This is a genomic window from Streptomyces sp. CA-181903 (assembly GCF_050937075.1).
GTDB lineage: Bacteria > Actinomycetota > Actinomycetes > Streptomycetales > Streptomycetaceae > Streptomyces.
Genome location: NZ_JBNJLY010000001.1, coordinates 2273471 through 2292464 on the forward strand (window position 1 = coordinate 2273471; position 18994 = coordinate 2292464).

19 protein-coding genes and 1 pseudogene are annotated in these 18994 nt (G+C 66.9%); 15 read left to right on the forward strand and 5 right to left on the reverse strand.

Features of this window, described 5'->3' with window-relative positions; genetic code table 11:
- Window positions 1-6: 6 nt before the first annotated feature.
- From ACQEVS_RS09975 to ACQEVS_RS10000, 6 genes and pseudogenes are all read left to right on the forward strand, one after another.
- Window positions 7-1389: a glycosyltransferase family 4 protein gene (locus tag ACQEVS_RS09975; protein ID WP_433018170.1), complete on the forward strand. Its 1383-nt coding sequence runs from the start codon at window positions 7-9 to the stop codon at window positions 1387-1389.
- 100 nt (window positions 1390-1489) lie between these two features.
- A complete protein-coding gene (locus ACQEVS_RS09980) occupies window positions 1490-2218 on the forward strand; it encodes a 5'-3' exonuclease (RefSeq protein ID WP_433027410.1) in 729 nt (242 codons plus the stop codon).
- Window positions 2212-3000 carry an HAD family hydrolase gene (locus tag ACQEVS_RS09985; RefSeq protein WP_433018173.1) on the forward strand — a complete coding sequence of 263 codons (789 nt, stop codon included), beginning with the start codon at window positions 2212-2214 and terminating at the stop codon, window positions 2998-3000. The genes ACQEVS_RS09980 and ACQEVS_RS09985 overlap by 7 nt, the downstream gene beginning before the upstream one ends.
- Before the next feature lie 187 nt (window positions 3001-3187).
- Window positions 3188-4348: an aminotransferase class I/II-fold pyridoxal phosphate-dependent enzyme gene (locus ACQEVS_RS09990; protein WP_433018176.1), complete on the forward strand. Its 1161-nt coding sequence runs from the start codon at window positions 3188-3190 to the stop codon at window positions 4346-4348.
- A 173-nt stretch (window positions 4349-4521) separates the two neighbouring features.
- Entirely contained in the window at window positions 4522-6441 is a 1920-nt protein-coding gene (locus ACQEVS_RS09995) for an ABC transporter ATP-binding protein (protein WP_433018178.1), read from the forward strand.
- 160 nt (window positions 6442-6601) lie between these two features.
- A pseudogene (locus ACQEVS_RS10000) lies at window positions 6602-7137 on the forward strand (LysE family translocator).
- A gap of 1 nt (window position 7138) precedes the next feature.
- Here the strand turns inward: ACQEVS_RS10000 and ACQEVS_RS10005 are convergent.
- Window positions 7139-9187, reverse strand: coding sequence for a tyrosine-type recombinase/integrase (locus ACQEVS_RS10005; protein ID WP_433018180.1), 2049 nt, complete (start codon window positions 9185-9187; stop codon window positions 7139-7141).
- A 385-nt stretch (window positions 9188-9572) separates the two neighbouring features.
- Complete coding sequence (locus ACQEVS_RS10010; protein WP_433018182.1) at window positions 9573-10868, reverse strand: tyrosine-type recombinase/integrase; 1296 nt, start codon at window positions 10866-10868, stop codon at window positions 9573-9575.
- A gap of 78 nt (window positions 10869-10946) precedes the next feature.
- Here ACQEVS_RS10010 and ACQEVS_RS10015 point away from each other — a divergent pair, with 78 nt between their 5' ends.
- The 7 genes from ACQEVS_RS10015 (at window position 10947) to ACQEVS_RS10045 (ending at window position 14442) form a co-directional block, all read left to right on the forward strand.
- Entirely contained in the window at window positions 10947-11099 is a 153-nt protein-coding gene (locus ACQEVS_RS10015; RefSeq protein ID WP_433018185.1) for a hypothetical protein, read from the forward strand.
- Between the two features lie 10 nt (window positions 11100-11109).
- Window positions 11110-11586 carry an NUDIX domain-containing protein gene (locus ACQEVS_RS10020; protein ID WP_433018187.1) on the forward strand — a complete coding sequence of 159 codons (477 nt, stop codon included), beginning with the start codon at window positions 11110-11112 and terminating at the stop codon, window positions 11584-11586.
- A complete protein-coding gene (locus ACQEVS_RS10025) occupies window positions 11583-12230 on the forward strand; it encodes a M15 family metallopeptidase (RefSeq protein WP_433018189.1) in 648 nt (215 codons plus the stop codon). Before ACQEVS_RS10020 ends, ACQEVS_RS10025 begins: the two co-directional genes overlap by 4 nt.
- Window positions 12231-12297: 67 nt before the next feature.
- Window positions 12298-12927 (forward strand): hypothetical protein, encoded by a 630-nt coding sequence (locus ACQEVS_RS10030; protein WP_433018191.1) that lies wholly within the window; start codon window positions 12298-12300, stop codon window positions 12925-12927.
- 67 nt (window positions 12928-12994) lie between these two features.
- Window positions 12995-13540: an NUDIX hydrolase gene (locus ACQEVS_RS10035; protein ID WP_433018193.1), complete on the forward strand. Its 546-nt coding sequence runs from the start codon at window positions 12995-12997 to the stop codon at window positions 13538-13540.
- The gene (locus ACQEVS_RS10040) at window positions 13537-14109 is read left to right on the forward strand and encodes a DUF6624 domain-containing protein (protein ID WP_433018196.1); all 573 of its coding nucleotides are present in this window, start codon (window positions 13537-13539) and stop codon (window positions 14107-14109) included. Before ACQEVS_RS10035 ends, ACQEVS_RS10040 begins: the two co-directional genes overlap by 4 nt.
- 9 nt (window positions 14110-14118) lie before the next feature.
- Window positions 14119-14442: a hypothetical protein gene (locus ACQEVS_RS10045; protein WP_433018199.1), complete on the forward strand. Its 324-nt coding sequence runs from the start codon at window positions 14119-14121 to the stop codon at window positions 14440-14442.
- 2 nt (window positions 14443-14444) lie between these two features.
- Here the strand turns inward: ACQEVS_RS10045 and ACQEVS_RS10050 are convergent, their stop codons facing one another.
- The 3 genes from ACQEVS_RS10050 to ACQEVS_RS10060 form a co-directional block, all read right to left on the reverse strand.
- Entirely contained in the window at window positions 14445-15209 is a 765-nt protein-coding gene (locus ACQEVS_RS10050) for a GntR family transcriptional regulator (RefSeq protein ID WP_433018202.1), read from the reverse strand.
- A gap of 269 nt (window positions 15210-15478) precedes the next feature.
- A complete protein-coding gene (locus tag ACQEVS_RS10055; RefSeq protein WP_433018205.1) occupies window positions 15479-15727 on the reverse strand; it encodes a hypothetical protein in 249 nt (82 codons plus the stop codon).
- 101 nt (window positions 15728-15828) lie between these two features.
- Window positions 15829-16173 (reverse strand): hypothetical protein, encoded by a 345-nt coding sequence (locus ACQEVS_RS10060; RefSeq protein WP_433018208.1) that lies wholly within the window; start codon window positions 16171-16173, stop codon window positions 15829-15831.
- Between the two features lie 747 nt (window positions 16174-16920).
- Between ACQEVS_RS10060 and ACQEVS_RS10065 the strand changes: the two genes are divergently transcribed.
- Window positions 16921-17520 (forward strand): hypothetical protein, encoded by a 600-nt coding sequence (locus ACQEVS_RS10065; protein ID WP_433018211.1) that lies wholly within the window; start codon window positions 16921-16923, stop codon window positions 17518-17520.
- A 471-nt stretch (window positions 17521-17991) separates the two neighbouring features.
- Window positions 17992-18870, forward strand: coding sequence for a hypothetical protein (locus ACQEVS_RS10070; protein WP_433018214.1), 879 nt, complete (start codon window positions 17992-17994; stop codon window positions 18868-18870).
- Window positions 18871-18994 lie beyond the last annotated feature (124 nt).

Here is an 18994-nt window from a genome sequence, read left to right on the forward strand (position 1 = left end):
CGCCCCGTGCCCAGCACCCCCGCGCTGCTGTACTGCGCCGTCAACGGCATCACCAACTGCACCAACGGCATCGGCCGACAGACCAAGACCCTGCTGGCCACCCTCGAACACCACTACCGCCGCCTCGCCGACGCAGCCGGAGGCCCCTTCACCCCGTACCTCGCTGTTCCCCAGCCCGGACCAGCCACTTGGGGCTTCAACCCGGACGACCTCACCTACGCCCGCAACGTCGTCGGAGAACTCGGAGGTCGCATCCTTACCCTGCCGTACAACACCGAACGGTCCCTGTGGCGGCCCGACACATGGCAGCAGCTCTCCTCCGGCGCCGCGGACGCGGCCCGGACGCTCGCGGCTGAACACCACCACGTGCTGGCCATCGCTGTAGACACGCCCTTCGCCGGACTCGCCCGCGCGCTCTCGGACGATGACGTCGACGTGCTGCTCGCCCTGTTCAGCACCGCGAAGATCACCGAACGCCCGTCACCTGACCCGACCCACGTGGCCTGGGAGCACAAGGCCATCGCGGCGGTCAACCGCAGCCGAACCACCTGGGTGGCCGGCATCGGCACCTACCTGACCAGCCACCTGCGCGACGAGTACGGACTCGACGCGACCCGCATCGTGTCCTGGCCTTCCGGTCTGCACCTGGCCGCCGCAGACCTCGCCCCCATGAACGCCGCCGTCGCCGAGACGACCGTCCGCCGCTTTGGCATCCCCACCGACCGCCCGATCGTGGCCGCGGTCGGACGCACCGACCGCACCAAGGGCCTCGACCAGCTCATCGAGGCCCTCGCCCCCTTGCGCGAACGCGTCCACCTCGCGGCCATCGCGGTCCGTACCGACGACGAACGCGCCGGCCTCCTCGACATCTACCGGGACCGGTGCGCCGAACTCGGGCTACGCTCGACCTGGGTCGGCGCCTTCCATCGGGACCTGCCCCGCGCCCTGGCCGCCCTGCCAGCCACCCGCGTCATGGCCTGCCCCAGCCGCGGCGAGACCCTGGCCAACATTGTCTTCGAAACCGCCCTGTGGGCCGAGCACCAGGGCGCCGTCGTCCTCGCCCCCGCCCAGGACGGCTTCCCCGAACAGATCACCCACCAGCACAACGGCCTGCTGTACCTGCCAGGAACCCACGGTGCACTGGCCAGGGGGATCGAGCAGGCGCTCGCCCTGACCGAAGGGGAACGCGACCGCATGCGGACAGCCGCCGTCGAACGGGTCCGTTCCGAGCGGGATGCCGCCCAGCACCTCGCCGCGCTGCTGAAGCGCTTCTGGCGCACCCCACCGGCGCCGGCCGATACACTCACCGGCCATCCGGCACCGGATACCCGCCCGCCGCGGTCACAGGCACCCGCCATCACCACCGGCACCATGGAGGCCGCACCGTGACCACGCCCGCCCCGCTGCTGCTCGTGGACGGCCATAACCTGCTCTACCGGGCGTGGTACGGCTTCCCCGCCCGCATCCAGGCCCGCAGTACCCCCGGGACCTGACGGGCGTCTTCGGCTTCGCCGCCCTCCTGCGCAAGGCGCATCTTGCCCACGCCGACGGACACGAGGTCTTCGTCGTCTTCGACGCGGAGAACGGTGCCGCCGCTCGGGCCGGCGAGGACGACGCCTACAAAGCGAACCGGGCGGCGCCGGAACCCTGCCTGTTCGAGTCCTTGGCGGACATCAAGCGAGTCCTCGACCTGGCATCGGTCCGCTGGATCGAGCAGGACGGCTGCGAAGGCGACGACGTGATCGCCACCCTGACCACTCTCGCCCGCGGCCAGGACCGCGCCGTGGACATCATGAGCGTCGACAAGGACTTCTACCAGATGCTCGCCGACCCTCGAGTCCGCGTCCTCAACACGATGCTCGCCGAGAACCGCCGCAGCATCGACGGCGCAGCGGTGCGGGCCCGCTTCCACGTCAGCGCCGACCAGTGGCCCGACTATCGGGCACTGACCGGAGACCCGTCCGACAACATCGCCGGCATCCGTGGCATCGGGCCCATGACCGCCGCGCGTCTCCTGGCCCACGGCGGCCACCTTGAGCAGATCCCGCAGTCGCTCATTCGCCCGTCGTGGGGCGAGCAATGGGAACAGGCGTTGCGCTGGCGCGAGATGATTCGCCTGGACTGCAAAGTCGAACTTCCCGATGACCTGCTCACCGGTCAGGCGACGGACGCGATGCCCCGCGCCGCCCATCTGCTCGAAACCCTGGATCTGTGGTGACCCGCCAGCGCATGGTCGTGTGGGACTTCGACGGCACCCTCGGCCACCGGCGCCACGGTACCTGGGCCGAGTGCCTGCTGGAGATCCTTGACCACCAGCAGCCTGGGCGTCCCTTCACCCGCGACCAGCTCTACACCGCTCTGACGAGCGGATTCCCGTGGCACGACCACCTCCGGCCGCACCCGCACCTCGCTGACCCCGACCGCTGGTGGAACCACATCACCGGCGTCATCACCCGCGCGTTGACCGGCCTCGGAGCCCCGCTCCGCACCGCGCAGTCCATAGCCGGTCAAGCTCGGAGCACCTACAGCGATCCCGCGGCGTGGAGCCTGTACCCGCAAACCACCGCGGTCCTTCGTCTGCTCACCGCCAACGGCTGGGGGCACGTCATCCTCTCCAACCACGTTCCGGAGCTCCCCTCCATCCTGGACGCACTGCGCCTGACGCCGTACGTGCAGGCGGTCGTCAACTCCGCATGTACTGGATTCGAAAAACCTCACCCACAAGCGTTCGAACTCGCCCGCGCCGCTGCCGCACCGGCCCCGTGCGTGTACATGATCGGCGACAATCCCCAGGCAGATGTTGCCGGAGCCCGGGCCGCCGGCCTTCACGCGATCTGGGTCCGTCGCGACGAGCCCGGCCATATCCCCGACCTCGATGAGGCAGCGCGCCTCATCCTCCATCCCGCTCACGAATCGAACTCCCGGCCAACAATCCCACGAACGTGGGAAGTTGCCCCACTCAATGCCGGGACCGCCGCCAGGGCGACCCGGATCGGCTAAGCTCTGCCCGTCCGCGAGGCGGGCACCCGGCAGCGCCCCGGCCCTGGTGCCCCGGAGCCCCGCCGTGCTTCATGCCCCTCAGCCTCAAGCCGAGTGCATCACCGCGTTCAACGCCCTGCGGACCGACACCCCAAGGGACGCGTTCGAAGTCGGGGAGGGCTGCAACCGCTTCCCTCCCTCGCCCCTCGTGGGCATCCACCTTGCCGAATCCCTGCGGCGCCTCGTCGAGGACGGCAGCCTGTCCGTCTACATCGACCCCTTCAAAGGCGGCGCCCGCGCAGCGTTCGCCGAGCTGGTCGGCGACCACCTGGGCCTGCACCTGGACGCCGACGACATCCGCTTTGTCCGGGGCGGCACCGAGGCCATCAACCTGATCACCGCCCACCTGGCCTCCACCGGGCACGGCCTCACTCTGCCCCTGCCGAACTACTACGCCTTCGACCACTGCGCGGCCCGCTGGCAAGCCCCCGTCACCGGCTACTACCGCCACGACGGAACCCTTCACCTCACAGGCCATGCAGACACCCCGCACACTGCACTGGTCGATGTCCTGCCCAATGGCGTCACCGGCACCATCTACACCACCCCCGAAGGACCGGACTACGACTTCGTCCTCCTCGACGCCGTCATCCAGGTCGGCCACTTCGGCACTGGCCCCAGCCCCACCTCCGCCCTGCGGGCCAAAGCCCGCGCGCTCGACCTTGAGCACAGTGCGATCATCATGACCGCCTCAAAGGATCTCGCCCTCCCGGGCATCCGGGCCGCCGCCGTCATCAGCCGCAACGCCGAATTGCGCGCCCACATCGGCCGCGACGCCTTCGACCGCGCGCCCGTCACCAGCCCCTTGGGAAGTCTGCTGATGACCCTTTACGCAGCGCTGCTCACAGCCCTCGAAGCACCAGAGGATCACCTGGACAAGGTCCACGCTGCGGCCGAGGACACCGCCGCCCGGCACGGGCTGCCACCCCTGCCTCCCGTGTCCGCCGTTCGCCGCCTGCTTGATCACATGGCACAGATGACCGAGCACTACCAGGCCAACTTCCACCGGCTCGCTCAGGACGCCGACATCCTGTCCCTTCCCGCGGCCCTCGCTCCCACATGCGGCTACTCAGCCTTCCCTGAACTCGCCGTTCCGCGAGCAGACTTTCTCGGCTGGGTCCGACAGTGCGCACTGGACGGGCTCAGGCTGAACCCCACCGTCGTTCACGGCGGTACCACTGACGCCTGGAAGCACCTGATGCCCGGACAGCACCTGCGCATCAACCTGTCCGAGTCGCGTCAGGACATGGCCCGTGGCCTTCAGGAGATCCGCATGCACCTCAATCGCTCGAACAGGCAGGCGCCGTAGTCGGCGAGACCCGATTCCCTGACCGGCAGCGCCACACGACGGTGGGGATGAGGAGTCGGTGGGCCAACGGCCGCCTTCCAGTGGCGCTTTGCACGAACCTTCAGGGGAGGGAGAACAAGCAGGTGGAGAGCCCGTCAGGCAGTAAACAGGCCCCGACCACGGGGCGGCCTCCGATGCCGGAGCCGAAAGAGATCCAGTCGCATCACGTGAACACCAGATCGGCGTTCGCGGACACGTCGTTCTGGAAGCTGTGCCGCAAGATCCCGGCGCTGCTGGCGCAGATCACGCGGATGGCGTGGGCGATCGACCGGCGGGACGTCCTTGTCCTCCTCGGTTGCCAGATCGCCTCCGGTCTCGCGGCGGCGGTGGTGCTGGCGGCCACGGCGCGGGCGATGACTCCGATCCTCGGCGGTGGCCTGGTCCCGGACCGTATCCGCGAGGCCGCGCCGGCGCTGGTGGTGATCGCGTTGGCCGCGGGCGTCGGCCGGGTGGCCTCCGGGCTGGCGTCGTGGTCGGTCAACCGACTCAAGCCACGCCTGATGACCGCCGCCGACATCACCCTCGTCCAGGCGATGGTGTCGGTCGAGCTGGCCGCGTTCAGCCGGGCGAAGTTCTCCGACGAGCACGAGGCCGCCGAGATGGGCGTGATGCGCTGCGAGCGCATGCTCTACGACGCCCAGTCCTTCATGGCCGCGCTCATCCGGCTCGTGGCCGCCTTCGGAGTCGTCACCGCTCTGCATCCGCTGATGTTCGTCGTACTCGTCCTGGCCGTCGTGCCCTCCGGCGTCGGGGCGGTCGCCGAGGCCCGTGTCGAGCACACGACGCACCACGCCCACCTGTCGAACCGCAACGTGAAGGCGATGATGCGCTGGCACGTCACCACCTCGCTGCTGGCGGACGAGGTGCGGGCCAACAGCATGCGCGGCTTCCTGCTGTTCTGGTACGGCACGGTCTCGAAGCGGATCGACGCCGCCATGGTGAGCGCGGCCGGACAGCAGATGCGGATCAACCTGTCCGCCGCCGCGGCCGGCGGGGTGTGCCTGGCGGGGGCGTGGGGGACGCTGGTGTGGCTGACGGTCTCCGGGCAGGTCACCCTCGCCGTCTCCGCCACCGCCGTGGTGGCGGTCCGTACGGCGCTGGGGAACTTGACCAACATCGTCCACTACCTGGCGTCGTTGTTCCAGTCCACGCTGTTCATCGGGGACTGGCGGCGCTTCGTGGACACCGCCGGGAACCTCGCACTGCACCGTGGCACTGTTCAGGCGCCGGCGTGCCCGGAGACGATCCGGCTGGAGAAGGTCACCTACTCCTACCCGAACAAGACCGCGCCGGCCATCGACGACTTATCGCTGACGCTGCGACGCGGCGAGGTCGTCGCGATCGTCGGAGAAAACGGCTCCGGCAAGTCCACGCTGGTGCGGCTGCTGACGGGGCTGTACACGGCGGACAAGGGCACCGTTGCCTGGGACAACGTGGACCTAGCCACGGCGGATCCGGACACAGTGTGGGCGCAGACCGCGCTGGTGCCGCAGACCTTCGCGCACTGGCCGCTCGCCTGCCGCGAGAACGTCACCCTCGGCCAACCCCTCACTTGGGACGACCATCGTGTATGGGAGGCCATCGAGCGGGTCGGCATGCGCGAGACCGTCGAGGAACTGCCTGAGGGGCTGGACATGTTGCTGGCCCGGGAACTGTGGGGCGGTGTCAGCCTCTCCGGCGGCCAGTGGCAGCGCATCGCCTGCGCCCGGGCGTTCTACCGCCAGCCCTCAGTTCTAGTGCTGGACGAGCCAACCTCCGAGATGGACGCCCGCGGTGAGCACCAGATCTTCACCGAGCTGAAGAAGACGGCCCGTTTCTCTGAACTACCTGAGCAACGAGACGCGGAGGCCGACTCGGCGCAACCCGCGCGCCCTCACATGGGGCGGATCACTGTGTTCATTACGCATCGCATGGCAAGTACGCGGATCGCTGACCGGATCATCGTGATGGACAAAGGGAAGATCGTAGAGGACGGAACTCACGAAGAGTTGATGCAGGCTGGCGGCATGTTTGCAGAGCTCTACAAGATTCAGATGGAGGGACCCCAAAGATGAATAGCTGAGGGTTTCCCCATAAATGATCTCCGGGCTGGTTTGGCGCACGCCGGTTGCGTAGAGTCGTTGCGTGCAGTGGCATCTGGTACTCGGCTTCGTGGCCGCAGTCACACCCCTGACATTGATTCCCGGCACTAGTTTCACGCTGGTCACGCAGCAGGTGATCGCGGGGTCGCGGTCCGACGGTATGCGCGCCGCATTTGGCTCGGCGTGCGGGCTCTTGGCCCACGCCACGTTTGCCGCGGTCGGCCTGTCTGCCCTCGTCATGTCGTCGGCTCGGGCGCTGACGGTGGTGAAGCTTCTGGGGGCATCTATCTCATCTGGTTGGGCGTGACCACGTGGCGTTCCGTGCGTCGAGGCGTCGAACCCGCGACACGCAGACGATGGCGCCTGCCGTGGGCTCAACTCGGGGGCTTCGGTCAGGGGCTGTGGTCCAACGTCCTCAATCCGAAAGCTGCGTCGGTCTATCTCACCCTAGTACCACAGTTCCTGACCTCCAGTCGCCCCATCGCGCCACAGATCGCCACGCTTGCGATCGCACATGTAACCGTCGTGCTGGTGTGGCTGCTGTTCTGGACATCCGTGGTCGCCGCCGCACGCACGGCAATCGACACACCTCGATTCCGGCGCGGGGTGAGTCGTCTGGCAGGAGCCGTGCTGGTCGCCTTTGGGGTTCGAACGGTGACGGCGAGCTAGATTATGAGCTCCCCCGCCCAGTCACTTCGCGAAAACCAGGCATCCCGAGGTCAATGGAGCTTTGTCGCACTGCGGATGCGTCCAGCTGCTCGATCTTTTCCGTTGCCCCCGAAAGGCTGACGTGTAGTCCTTCCACCTCGCCAAGCCATCCTTCGCGTTCGGCTTCTTCGATACGCGCAAGCAGATTGTGGCGGATTTCGACCAGCCTTGCCCGCTGCTTGATGTCCGGCTGGAGCATTGGGCACCTCACACAGGCGTGCTCATGGATACAAGGGGTTCCGAACGCGCGGGCGCAGTTCCCGACGGATACCTTGCGCCTCTCGAAGTGCCCAAGGAACTCCTCCCATTCGCCGTCTGTGAGGGTCCGGTACTCATCGCCCGGGCGGGTGGCACGACGCCGCGCGATGAAGGCACGATGAGCTTCAATCGCCTCTTCCGGGTAAATAGCCTTGTAGCCCATGGTCGTTCCTATGTCCTGATGGCCGCACACCACTTGAGCAATGTGGGGTGGGAGTCCATTAAGGATCGCATCCGTGACGAAGAGCCGTCTGAAGTCGTGCGGCGTGAAGGTGAGCGGCCTTCCCTGAGCATCGGTGAGACCGCTCACCCGGAGAACGTCATTCACAAGTTCCCTGAGCGCACTCCTGCTTATCGCCTTGCTCTGTGACCCTCGCCGCCATTGGAAGAGGATTGGCATGGGGGAACTCCAAGTCTCCTCATGGATGTCGAAGGCGGAAACCAGAGGCAGGGCCTCGCGGCCTTCCCGGACACGGAAGATCAGCTCGGCTAGTACTTCGCCGAGTTCAGGAGAGACCAAGAGGAGCCGCTCCATGTCGGTCTTCGACGGCGCAACCTGGAGAAGTGGAACGACCTCACCCGTCGCGGGAAGGCGGTATGAGACGAAGCTGTGATGGGTTAGCTCCGTCAGCTCTTCGAAACGGATTCCCGTATGGCGAAGTACCTCGATGGCAGCCCATGCAAAGAACGCACGCTCTTCAGCAATCGTGAGATCGCGGCGGCGGCCTGAGATTTCCGACACGGCGAACACGTGCCCGCTGGATTTCTTCTTCACGCCCAGGACACGGAGAATCTCTCCGTCGATTGACACAAGGGTGCCTTCACCTCCTTCGCGAGCAAGTCGGAGTTGTTCCTGGGCTTCCTTCCTCCTGCGCTCAGCCGCGGATACCAGTGAAGGCAAGACGGGAAGTCGCTCCCTCGTTCGTTGATCCATTCTGGCCTTGCGTGCCTTGCGGCGCTTGCCGTAGCCAGCGAGATCGCTTTCACGGACGGGCGACGGGGTTACCCACAGCGCCCAGCGAGCCGGATCTTCAGCAGCCCACTGCGCCAGGTCCAGGTAGAAGGCTCGGACCGGTAGCAATACTTCATCAGTTGCTACGCGGTCGCGTATGGGGCGCCCATCCTTGTCCCAGATGCGCTGTATACGTTGCTTCCACGCCGTGGCATGCTCCGCAGACAGAGCAAGGGAATCGATTCCTGGATGGTGTGCCTCGATGTCCTTCCAGAAGGAGCTGCACAGTGTCCTAGCAAGAGACTTGAGGGAGGCGTAATCCAGGGCTGCCTGCCGCTCGCTGAGGTAGTCGACAAAGAGGTCTCGAATGGGACGGCACGCGATCTCGTACTGATCTACCAGCTCCGGGACGGTCAGCTGACCTCGAGTGCGGAAGTAGAAGAGTGTGTGGGGTGCACCTTCTGGAAACACCCCCAGGTCCCTCAAGATCTCGTAGAACAGCGTCCTGCCGGCGGTGCGCGCCTCAGATCTGCGCAACAGTTCATAGAGTTCTAGGCAATCCCCTACTGTGATGTCCCGAAGCCTTCCCCCTTTTCGAATGATGATCCACGTGAGGCGGGTCGTGGCGTATCTCCAGGACGCCTCTGATATGTGGGAAGAAGACGAGCAATGCTCGTCCACCTCTTCGAACCCTTCGGCATCCAGATGAATTCGGGCAAGCCTGAATAGGGCTCGCGGCTGCTGTCGCCGAAGCCAGTGATAGTCAGGGCGCAGTACGCCACCACAGACCATCACCAGCATCCCCCAAAGTAGGTCCGTTCGGTGCCTGCGTGAGGATCGTGGGCGCTGCAGTTGCCACCATTCGACTGCTTCATCGATCCACTGCTGTCCACGGGAATTTGAGCCGCTGGCTTCCCAGCGTTCCTGCCACGTGCTCCCCGGGAAAGACTCCAACCAGTCCAGCATCTTCAGCACTCCGCGCCTTCGACCATTGGCCATTCCTCGCGCGGACCCGCTCAGAGAAGGCTGGGTCAGATGGTCGATCACGTCATGGCGCGGGAGGGCCGTCTCCCGCCAGTCAGCCACGGTTGTCCTCTCAGCCCATCGAGGATCATTAACCATCTGCTTCTCGTTGGCGCCACGATCGCTCTCACTCGATGTGGCAGCCGAGTTCATGATGAGGGTATTAACGGGCATGCTGACGAACTCCAAGTAGCGTATCCAGAACCTCGGGACGATATCCCGGCCCGGGACGCGGCTCCACAGGCTTCTGCGGTTTCTCCGTCTGTCGTGCATGGTAAGCAATTACGTTCTCGATTACCTCACCCTTGTCGGGAGTCAGATATATCTGAGTTGTCGTCAAGCTCGCATGGCCGAGCACCCATTGCACATCCGTCAAGGAGAGTTCCGGATCGCGAGCCATCCGGTAGCTTGCCGTGTGGCGTAGATCGTGGAGCGTCCAATTTGAACCGAGCGCGTCATTGGCTCGATTGAACATCGCGCGTGCCGCATGGTAATTCAAGGGCCGCCATGGACGCCGCAAAGTCCACCAGAGCGGCTGATTGCGGCCTCGTGGCGCCCCCAGGCGCCAGGCCGCCTCCTGGTAGAGGCGAAGCCAAACGAAGGCGTCCGGTGAGGCGGGAAGCTGCTGATAGTCGCCGCTTCCCTTCCGGATCACCCCGATGAGTTGACGGCCTGGATCGGCGTCGCGCAGCTTGCTGGTCAGGAGTTCCTCAGATCGCGCCCCGGTGGATACCCAGAAAGCCAGCAGGGCCCGGTCGCGATGATGATTCAAGCTGGCAAAAAGGGCGTTGAACATCTCATCCGGGATCCTCCGAGGGATACGCTTGGGGACCCTTGGCCGGTAACGCCCCTGTCGCTCATTCCTGAAGCCGGCCATCGGGTTGTGATGAGCGTTTGCTCGTCCAGAGCGGCGAGACCGGTCCAGCGGAAAGGGATTCAGGACCGGCCCAGTGCCCGACTCCCGGTGGAACTCGTAGAAGTTCCTCAACACCGTCTCGCAGTGCGCACGGGTCGACGCCGAGTACTTGCGCCCCGGCGACGGCTTGCCAGTGACGGGATTCGGCGTGCCCGGTGTCGGTTTACGTGGCGAATTCTGTGCCGACGGCGCAGCGCCTTCCTGATCCCGGTACCGCCAATGAACCCGTACAGGCTTGTCGGCGATCTGCATCCAACGCGAGAAATCTCTTGCTTCACCCTGCGTAGCGCGGTCCCACGAAATTCCCAGTGCCCAAAGGAATCGATACCACCGCAACAGGTCCATGCCGTACGAGCGGATGGTCGAGGCCACGTTCCGCGCGGCCTGCAACTCGGCGAAGTACGCTGCGACCGGCTCCACGGCCGTGCCAGTTGCGTCCAGGAGCTGGTACGGCTCCCAGGGATCGTCGGTCTCGATCAGCCGGCCAACGTCGGGTACGACAAGGTCCGCAAGGTTCCGCGGAGAGCTTCCCTCAGTGATCATGCCGGGAAGCTAGCAGAAAGGTCCTCTGACCTGCGAAAACGTCATAGTTAGTTCAGTCAACGGGACGACCGCACCACCGTGGTGGTCACGCACCGGCTCGACAACACCCGGATCGCGGACCGGATCATCGTGATGGAGCGTGGCCGGATCATCGAGCATGGCTCGTTCGAACAGCTCGTGATCGCCGGCGGGCTGTTCCAGGAACTCTACGAACTCAGCAAGGACCGATAGGAGGGGGACCTTGAGCGATCGCTACATCCGGATCTCGACGACCGGCCTCGTCGTCCGTGACGGCCGCATCTTGCTGGGCCGGGGCGACTGGCCTGAGCCCGGAACCTACTGGCTGCCCGGGGGTGGACAACATCCCGGCGAGACGCTGGCCGCCTGCATCGAACGCGAGGTTCTCGAAGAAACCGGTGTCCGCGTCGCCGCCGGACCCGTGATCAAGCTGCGCGAACACATCCCGTGGAACCACCCGGGAAGCCCGAGCACGCCGCACGTTCACCGCGTCGAGGCCCTGTTCTGGTGCCGCTTCGTCGAGGAGCCGGACACGCTCGGCGCCACCGTGCCGGACGACGTGCAGACCGGCGCCGCGTGGGTCCCGGTGGACGAACTCAACGGTCTGCGGTTCATGCCGCCCTCGGTACAGGCCAGCCTCCCGGGACTGATCGCCCAGGCCGGTGCGCTGAACGACTTTTACGCGGGAGACGTCGCATGAATGAGATCGTTCTCATGTCCGACCCGAAGGTCGCGGCGATACCCGTGCGCGAGTGTGGCGAGCGACTGGTCGACGCGCGCGGCAGCGGGCTTCTGGTTGACGAAAGCCGGCAGGACGCGGCCGGACATTACGCGCACGTGCGCAGGAATGTCCTTGAGCGGCTTCTGTCTGCCCAGACCGCCCTTCCTGATGGGTTGCGCCTGCTGCTGGTCGAGGGCTACCGGCCGCCGCGGCTCCAGGAGCAGTATTTCGCCGAGTACGCCGAGCAGCTACAGGCGGAGAACCCGCAATGGACGGACGAGCAGATCCACAGGGCGGCAAGCCGCTACGTCGCTCCGCCCGATGTCGCCCCGCACCCCGCCGGCGCAGCAATCGACATCACCCTCGCCGACTCCAGCGAGGCGGAACTGGACTTGGGGACCCGAATGAACGCCACGCCGGAGGAGAGCGAGGGCGCCTGTTACATGGACGCCGCGAACATCACCTCCCTGCACCGAGCGCGCCGCCGGATTCTCGCTACCGCCATGTCGAACGCGGGGTTCGTGAACTACCCAAGCGAGTGGTGGCACTGGTCATACCGTGACCGCTACTGGGCGCTCGTCACAGGCGCGCCGGCCGCGGCCTACGGGCCGGTCACCCGATGAAGGCATCCCAGGACCCGAAGTACCTGCACCGTCACGTCGTTCGCACGGCACGAGCGTAGGGGGAAGCATGACCGTGATCGTCGGCCTGGTCCACGAAGACCAGGTGCATATCGGTGGGGATTCCGCCGGAGTCTCGAAATACAGCTTGTCCATCGCGATCCGTAAGGACTCGAAGGTTTTCCGAAACGGCCGCTATGCCATGGGATTCACCACCAGCTTCCGCATGGGCCAGTTGCTGCACCATGCCTTCAAGGCACCCAGGCCCAAGGGCGACCTTGAGCGGTTTATGGCCACGAAGTTCGTGGACAAGGTGCGCGCGTGTCTGAAGGATGGCGGCTGGGCGCGTAAGGATTCCGAGCAGGAGTGGGCCGGCACGTTCCTTGTCGGCGTCTATGGACGCCTTTTCGTCATCGGGGGTGACTACCAAGTGGGCGAGCCGGCTGACGGTTATGCAGCCGTGGGCTGTGGCAGCGACTTGGCCCTCGGTGCCCTTCACGCCACGGCCCCAGTTGGCCTGAGCCCGCGCGAACGGCTGGACGCCGCGTTAGCCGCCGCTACTCATCACAGCGCGGGGGTGTGCGGGCCGTACAGCTACGCTACAGCGCCCGCCCACAGTGAACTCCTCAAAATCGAAGCAGCGCAGTACGCGACCGCGAAAATGCCCGCCCCGAGGGGAGAGGAGCCCGCAGATGCGTGAACCAGTGGGCTACGGAGTTCTCCGCCGGACTTCTGCACGAGATCACCGAGCTGGGAGGGAATCACCGATGACCACGATCATGCCGAGGTGGGTGCAGTTGTCCCGCCGCACTGCCTACGCCCAGGGCCGGCTCCAGGTACACGAGGACAAGGTGATCCAGCCGGACGGAGCACGCAGCGGATTCCGGGTTGTCGAAGTCCCCGACGGGGCACTTGCGGTCGCGGAGGACGACGCGGGAAGGATCGCCCTGGTGCGGTACGCCTCGTACGTGAACGGCGAGGTGCTGACCCCGCCCGGCGGCACGATCGAGCCGGACGAGACCCCGGAGGCGGCGGCCCGGCGGGAGCTGGCCGAGGAGGCCGGTATCACCGCCACCACCTGGCGGCGCCTGGGCGAGACCGCGCTGATGACCAAGAACACCTGCCGCCTCCACATGTACGCCGCCTCGGGCCTGACCATCGGCCGGCAGAAGCTGAACGGCACGGAGACCGGAATGACGCTCGAGTGGTGGCCGCTGCCCGACGCGGTCCTGGCCGCCATGGACGGGCGGATGGTCCTGTCCGGCGCCTCGCTCGCGGTGCTGATGTACGCACGGGAGAAGGAGACGCGATGACGAACCCGCTCAACCCCGAGCTGGCTGCCGAGCTCATGCGGCGCGTCGCTGTCGACCAGCACGCCCGCGGGGTCCGCGAGGGCCAGGACGATGTCGAGTCGGACTACGAGGCGATGCGCGCGGTGGATGCGGACAACACCGCGTGGCTCAAGACCGTGGTGGCCGAACACGGCTGGCCCGGACACACCCTCGTAGGAGAAGAAGCTGCGAATGCGGCGTGGCTGCTGATCCAGCACGCCGACCGGGACCTGCCTTTCCAACTGCACGGGCTCCAGCTCCTGACCGCAGCCGTGGAAGCCGGCGAGGCGTTGCCGCGGCATCTCGCCTACCTGACCGATCGCTGCCAGGTCGCCCAGCAGCGCCAGCAGACGTACGGAACGCAATATTTCGACGACAACAAGGGCCGCTTCGGGCCTCGGCCGGTCGTCGACCCAACCCGGCTGGATGAGCGCCGCGCCACGATGGGTCTGGGGCCGCACGCGCAGTACGACGCCGAGATCCGAGCGAGGTACGGCTACCCGCCGACCACATCGGACGGACAGTCCACCAGCCACCCGGACGCGACGTAGGCTGAGAGGATGGACGACGAGAAGCTGCCCACCGATCCCATCGCCCTTCAGGCACTGGAGCAGCGACTTGTCCAACAGCTCGCCCAGGTCCGTGCCGCCCAGGCAGCTCTCGACGACAGCGCGCCGCGGTGGTGGATCCAGCGGATCCCGCACCCGCCCGGCCGGTTCGTCGGCTACCTCCACTACGGCGACTGCTTCATGCCGGGCCAGCCGACGCTGCGCCGCGCCGACGTTCTCATCGAGCTGGAGCGGCAGGACCGGAACCGGCAGGTGATCACCGACTGCAACGTGTGCCGTCCGCTGCTCCCTCTTCAGGACGTGGTGGCAGCATAGGGTCAGGAGGGGGCCGGAGCGTCCTCGGCAGCGGTGATGCGGAAGGCGACCTGGGCGAGCGCGGCGTCGACGAGGAGCTCCTCCGCCGCGATGGGGCGCGCGGTTCCGTCGTACGTCACGCGCACGGTGCGAAGGACCGGGGTGGCTTCGGAGATCCCCAGTGCGGCGCGTTCCTCGGGCTGGGGCATGCGCGCGCTGACGGTCTCGGTCCACGTCAGGTCTCGGCCCGCAGCAGCAAGCTCGGCGTAGACCTTCTCGGGATCGGCGTCCGGCATGTCGGCCAGCGGCGTCCCCTTGATGACGGATTCCGGGATCAGGGTGCGATGGAGCGCTCGGGTGCCGGCAGAAGGGTCCGCCAAGATCCGGTCCGCGACGACGAGCGCCTCTCCTTCGCCCAGTTCCAGGAGCGGGCCCGTGGCGGCCGTCGTTTCCGTGCGGTAGACCTGCGGCGGCTCGGCGGTCTCCCACCGGTGTCCGAGTACGTACGTCGCGCTGTCGTGGCGGGTGATCGTTCGGTGGATGGTGAGGGCGGGAACGGGGGTGGGGCGGACGAAGCTGCCCTTGCCGTGGACTACCTCGATCAGCCCTTCGGAGCGGAGGGCGGCGATGGCGTTGCGGACGGTGGGGCGGGAGACCTTGTAGCGCTCGATGAGCTGGGTTTCGGAGGGGAGCGGTGCTCCCGGCGGGAATTCTCCGGCGGAGATGGCGTTGCGGATCTCGGCGGCGACCTGCTGGTACAGGGCGCCTGGACGCTGGATGCTCCCCACTGGGCACTTCCCCCTCTCGGCCGGCCTCACCACACGGTAAGGTCACTCGTCAATATAAGTGACAAGGCTTCCGCCGCGCACCGCTCCAAGGCCGGCGGCAGTCGCTGGTTCTCCCGGGAGGGCGCGCAGGCAGCCCCTGCAGTCGGCGGGCCCGTGGACTTCTCGGCTCCTCACCTACTCGGCGTGCGGCGCTGCAGCACTTCGCCCCGAGGGCGTGGCCGCCTCGACCTGTCGAACACGGCGAGACCCGCCCCGACGACCGCCCTCCCTCAGCCGCCTTCCGCTTCGGCGACGATCTTTGCTAGCACCGGACACCGCCTGAACCATGCGGCTTGCCGCGCCTGCGCCCGCAAGCTGTCACGTTGGGCGACCAACTTGTTACTGGCTTGCACGTCCCATGGTTGCCCATCGCTCAGGTCATCAAGGCGATCGATGTCAGCGGCGATACGGAGCATCAGCTTGACCATCTCGATCTCACGCGAGGTCGCCCGCGCCCCTGCGGGACCTGTCTCACTCATAAGGGAACCCTAAAGCGGGCGCATCCAGCCCTTCGAGCGAAGCAGCCCGGCCCCCTCGATCGCCCGCGGGTGGAGGCGGTGTCCGACCGCTTCCTCGGGGGTCATCGTTCCCCTTGGAGCGCCCCGGCGGACCAAGCGGCGGGGGTGGCGGGGGTCTGGGGGGCGAAGTAGAGCCGGTAGTCGGGGTGGTGGTGCCAGGCGGTAGCGAGGTAGCGCAAGGCGTTGCCCAGCCCGTCGACAACCCCGGTCGCGTAGTCGGGGCCCAGGCCGGCGAGGCGGGGCAGGATCTCGTTGTACGCCTCCAGCAGGTCGGACGTCCCGGCGGCGAGGTTCTCCGCCGCCCCCGGGTCGGACCCCAGGGCCTCGATCCGCGCGGAGACGAACGCAATCAGCTCCTCGGCCTGGACGCTCTCGGCGGGCCAGGAGGTCGGCTCAGTCGTGCTCAAGGGAAACTCCTTCAGGCTGGTGAGGGCAGGGCATTGTGGTTGAGCGCGACGCTGTCCTCGTGGACCTCAACCGCGACCGGCTCGCCGCGGCCGGGCCCCCGTCCACGGGTGCGGTTCTCGACCCGGGTGCTCGGCCGGCTGCCGCGGTCGCCCTGAGGCGGGCGCCGGGGTCGATGACGAGGGTAGCGATCTCACTTGGCGGCGTTCACGGAGCGGCGCGGAAGACGTGGCCGCAGGTCGACATGGTCACGAGGGAGGCGACAGGCGCCGAAGCCTCCGCGGTAGACCGGCCGTTGGCGTCCCGAGCGTATGCGGCTTCGGCGACGAAGGCGCTGTTCTCGCGAGCGCAGATCGGACACCTCCACCATCGCGGCGTCGCCCAGGCCGTGGCCGACGGGACAGGCGAGATGACCTCGGGCTCGTCGCATGCGAGAGGGTAGGGCTGGTCGGGCGCGGCGGCGTACCGCTCGCCCCAGGTGGGGTCGGAGGCGTCCCATCCGTGCGGAGCGAGCCGGTGGAGGTCGGACGGACGGTCGTCGCAGTTGGGCCCGGCCCCTTCGTTTCCCGCGTTCACATTCAAGGCGTGAATCCTTTGGTGTTGAATTGCCCGACGGGACTTCGCTACCTCGTATCCTTCCACGCAGCCGAAGCCGCCGAGCCGCTATCGCTACCGGCCCCAGCGCCAGGCCAGCGCCGTCGCCCTCAGCGGCCCTCACCATCCGGAACCCACGCGGGCGGAGACCTGACATGCCCTATCGCAGCCCGGAGATATCGCGGCACCGCCCTCTCGATCGCCTGCTGGCGACCATCCACGAAAGTGCTCAGAGGTTTGAAGGGGTGTACCCCGGCACGAAGAACTGGGCATACCAGACGGCCTTCCACCTTGTCCTCGATCTTGGTCGAGGCTTCACCGCCACGGCGCCGCCGGCCGGGCTCGGGAGGATGCCGGCGCGAGAGTGCTACGCCAACGCCGCCCGCTACGCCCTGGAGCACCACAGCCGTGAGGGCGTGATCTACGTCGAGGGCTTCGCCAGTTCCGACGTCTTCGGTGGCCACCTTCCGCTCGCCCACGCGTGGTGTGTTCGTCCGGATGGCACGGTCATCGATCCCACTTGGGTCGATGGCCTGGCCTATGTCGGCATCCCGTTCGCCGAGACCCGGCTGTGGCCTGTCGACGGCTTCGGGCTCCTCGACTACCACAAGCGCCTTCTCCCGCTGCTGCATCACGGCATCCCCGAACAGGTCCTTGCCGACGTCGGCCACCCCTTGCCCCTCCTCGGCCCCAACGATCCCGCCGGCCCTCGCCAACCCGGAACCGTCGAGCAGCGGACCGAGGCGGTCAGATGAGTACGAGCGAGGGGCGCGGGTGGGCGGGGACCATCGCCAGCAGATATGACTTGCACCGGTTCGGCGCGGACCGGCAGGCGCTGTGCGACCCGTCCATCCGCACGTACAGCGCGATAACACCGCGTGACGCCTTCCGGGAGCCGTACATGACTTTGCGGACCCGCGCGGACATCGAGGCCAGCGGATTCGCCCATATGTACACCTTTTGCTCGCGCTGCGCCGATCGGTAAAGCAGGCGCGGCTGCTTCCTCGCTGGGACCTTCGGGCCGCGACAGCCACTCCGGCGCACGGCGGGGCGGTGGCCGCCCGCTCAGGTGTTTCGTCATCCGTGCTCTGCTGACCGCGTCAGCAGCGCCGGCCTTGGTGGCGGCTGGGTGTAACAAGTTTCGCGGCTGCGCGTACCTAGACACGGGATGCTCCGCTCAGGGGTTCCCCGTACGTCGAAATTCCCTACCAGGAGATGCCCCTCCGATGAGCGCTGCACTTGCCGTGAAGGCCCCTGCCTACCCTGTCCCCAAGACGCTTCGCGACCTGGACCGCTTGCTGGCGAACTCCGATGGCCCGAGCGCCCACATCATCGACTTGCACCCCCAACTGGCCGTCCGACTTCTTCGCCGCAACACCAAGAACCGCAACCTGCGGCCGGCGATGGTCGAGGACTACGTGCGCGACATCCAGGCGGGCACCTGGCCGCTCAACGGGGAGGCCATCAAGCTCGACATGAACGGCAACGTGCTCGACGGCCAGCACCGCCTCCACGCCGTCGTGAAGGCCGACGAGCCGGTCACCACCTTCATCGTCGGAGGGCTGCCCCCTGAGGCGCAGACGACGATGGACTCCGGGATGCGCCGCACCACGGCAGACGCCCTGTCCCTCGCGGATGAAACCAACGCCATCACGGTCGCCGCCGTTCTCCGCAAGGTCTGGTCGTGGCAGCAGGGCGACCGCCGGTTCACCCGCCGCATCAGCCCCACCACCACGGAGTCCCGGGCCCTTCTGGAAAAGCACCCCGAGATCCGGCGCTCCGCCGAAATAGCCCTGCGAACCCGCGCGGCCTTCCCGCATATTCCCCAATCCGCGCTGGGCACTGCTCATTTCCTTTTCAACGCCATCGACCCCGATGAGTGCACCTGGTTCTTCCAGCGCCTGGGTGACGGCGTTGAACTCTCCAGCGGCCACCCGATCCTCGCGCTGCGCTCGCGGGTCACGTCCGAACGGGCCAAGGAAGGCCGAATCGCGTGGGAGCGCCACCTGTCCTACTTGGTGTCCGCCTGGAACGCCGTGCGGGACGACCGGCCCTTGACGCGGCTGGTTGTCCGTCCTGACGCCCCCGTGCCGAACCCGAAGTAACGTGCCGAGCAGAGGAGATGCCCCTCCCATGAGCCCTGCCTTTGCCGACTCCGCGCCTCGGCGTATCAGCCGTGTTGGCGGGCTGACGCCGAGCACGCGTTCCGACGGGGTGGTGGAGAAGGCC